Here is a 2,982-nt window from a genome sequence, read left to right as displayed (position 1 = left end):
GCCCTTACTCTTTTTTATTATTACTTTTTTAAACAGGCTCTAAGTCTGTGTTATTTAAAATATCAAACGTGGTAAACGTTTTTGTCTATAATTATAAAAGGTAAGCGTCTTTGCGATTACCTTTTTTTATTTGGTAATTGATTGAAAAAATGCTTTTTACTGGCAAATAATTCTTCAAAAAACCTTAATTTGACCCGTTTCAACGGTTAAATAAACTGATTTAGCAAAACGCATCTAATAAAAAAGCTTTACTTTTGCAAAAATTTTCAGTATGTCGAAAAATTTAGTAATCGTTGAGTCCCCCGCAAAAGCAAAAACTATTCAAAAATATTTAGGAACGGATTTCGAAGTAAAATCTAGTTTCGGACACATCCGAGATCTTCCTAAAAAAGGAATGGGGATTGACTTGGAGACCTTCAGCCCGGATTACGAAGTTTCTGCCGACAAAAAGAAATTGGTAACAGAATTAAAGTCTGCCGTAAAGAAAGCCGAAATGGTTTGGCTTGCTTCCGATGAAGACCGTGAAGGAGAGGCTATTGCTTGGCATTTGGCAGATGAATTAAAACTGAAACCCGAAAACAGAAAAAGAATTGTTTTCCACGAGATTACTAAAAACGCGATTCTTAAAGCAATTGAAAACCCACGAGATATTGATCAGAATTTAGTCAACGCTCAACAGGCGAGAAGGGTTTTAGACAGAATTGTAGGTTTCGAAATGTCTCCGGTACTTTGGAAAAAAGTAAAACCAGGTCTTTCTGCAGGTAGAGTACAATCGGTTGCTGTACGATTGGTGGTTGAAAGAGAAAAAGAAATCCGTGAGTTTACTCCAAAGGCAAGCTTTAAACTAGACGGTATTTTCTTAAATAAAGCAATGCAGGAAATCGCTGCAAAACTTAAAAAAGATTTCGAAAAAGAAGAAGAAGCCGAAAAATTCTTAGAACTTGCAAAAACGGTTGAGTTTAAAGTTTTAAATGTAGAAACAAAACCGGGAAGCCGTTCTGCATCTGCACCGTTTACAACTTCTACGCTTCAGCAGGAAGCTTCTTCAAGGTTAGGTTATAATGTAACCAACACGATGCGTCTCGCACAAAGACTTTATGAAGAAGGATTTATTACCTATATGAGAACCGACTCGGTAAACCTTTCTCAGGAAGCTATTGAAGGAGCGAAAAAGCAAATTATATCAGAATACGGAGCAGAATATTCTTCTCCGAGAAATTATACTACAAAGTCTTCATCGGCTCAGGAAGCTCACGAAGCGATCCGTCCGACAGATTTTTCTGTAAAATCAATTGCAGATGTGCAGTTAAGCAAATTGTACCAGTTGATTTACAGAAGAACATTGGCTTCTCAAATGGCAAATGCTAAAATTGAGAAAACGGTTATCGAAATTGGTAATGCCAAACTTCCGCAGCATTTCGAAGCTCAAGGTGAAGTTATTATTTTTGACGGTTTCCTTAAAGCATACGGAATTGTAAAAACAGAAGATGATGATGAGGAAAACAACGAAAAGTTGTTGCCAAAAGTAACCGTTGGTGAAGTTTTAAGCTATAAAAAAATTACGGCACAGGAAAAGTTTACAAGACCGAGTGCAAGATATACAGAAGCCGGATTGGTAAGAAAACTGGAAGAATTGGGAATTGGTCGTCCATCGACTTATGCTCCAACCATTCAGACGATTCAGAACCGTGAATATGTAGATAAAAGAGAAATTGAACCCCACACTCGTGAAGTAGTGAAGATTTCTTTAGCCAATGATAAAATAAAAAAAGAAGTTCTTGACGAAAAATTCGGGGGCGACAAAAATAAATTTGTTCCAACAGATATTGGTGAGGTTGTCAATGATTTCCTTACTAATAATTTCACAGAAATTCTTGATTATGGCTTCACAGCAAGAGTAGAAGAAAGTTTCGATGAAATTGCGAGCGGTGCTCAGAAGTGGAAAGAAATGATGACTGATTTCTATTCTAAATTTCACCCGAGAATTGCTGATGTGGAAGAAAATGCAGACCGTGCAAATGGTGAAAGATTATTAGGCGTCGATCCGAAAACCGGCAAAAATGTATATGCAAGAATAGGAAGATTTGGTGCTATGATTCAGATTGGGGAAACCGAAGATGAAGAAAAGCCAACTTTCGCATCATTAATGTCCGGACAAAATATTGCAACCATTACTTTTGAAGATGCTTTAGAGTTGTTTAAACTTCCTTTTGATCTGAATGAAGTTGATGGACAAACAGTTTCTGTAGGAGTAGGAAGATTCGGACCTTATGTGAAATGGGGCGAAACCTACATCAGTATTCCTAAAGGTGAAGATCCGCTTTCTGTAGACCAAAAACGTGCAGAAGAAATTATTGCTGAAAAGAAAGTAGCCGATGCACCAATTGCATCTTATAAAGGTGAACCAATTACTAAAGGAACAGGCAGATTTGGTCCTTTCATTAAATATCAAAGTATTTTCATCAATGTTCCGAAAAGATATAACTTTGAAAACCTTTCTCAAAGCGATATCAACGAGTTGGTAGAAGCTAAACTGGAGAAAGAAGCCAACCGCTACATTCAACAGTGGGAAGCTGAAAAAATCTCCATTGAAAATGCAAGATGGGGTCCTATCGTAAAACATGGAAAGAATATTTATAAAATTCCTAAGAAAAAAGACGATACCAAATACGAAAGCGACGAACTGAAAGACGTTTCTCTTGATGAGGTTAAAAAATGGATTACTGCACAAGATCCGAAAGCTTTTGCTGAGAAAAAGAAACCTGCAGCGAAAAAGCCAGCCGCAAAAAAAGCGACTACTGCTAAGAAAACGGTTGCTAAAAAACCGGCAACGAAGAAATAATTAGTTTTAATAAAATAGAAAGCACAGATTTTTGGTCCGTGCTTTTTTATTGCTCTCCGAAGTCTCCTGACTTCGGAGTTTTCTTGTTTGTGCCGCAAAGTCGGGAGACTTTGCCTTTACTTTGGATTCTATAAAAAAGA

1 protein-coding gene is annotated in these 2,982 nt (G+C 37.0%); it reads left to right on the top strand.

Annotated elements, in window-relative coordinates; translation table 11 throughout:
• Window positions 1–271 precede the first annotated feature (271 nt).
• Complete coding sequence (gene topA / locus OEW74_RS19475) at window positions 272–2,842, top strand: type I DNA topoisomerase (protein WP_265430064.1); 2,571 nt, start codon at window positions 272–274, stop codon at window positions 2,840–2,842.
• Window positions 2,843–2,982 lie beyond the last annotated feature (140 nt).

This window comes from Chryseobacterium sp. YIM B08800 (assembly GCF_026163565.1).
Classification (GTDB): Bacteria; Bacteroidota; Bacteroidia; order Flavobacteriales; family Weeksellaceae; genus Chryseobacterium.
Note: the sequence above shows the minus strand (reverse complement) of the source record. Positions and strands in the feature narration are given on the sequence as shown.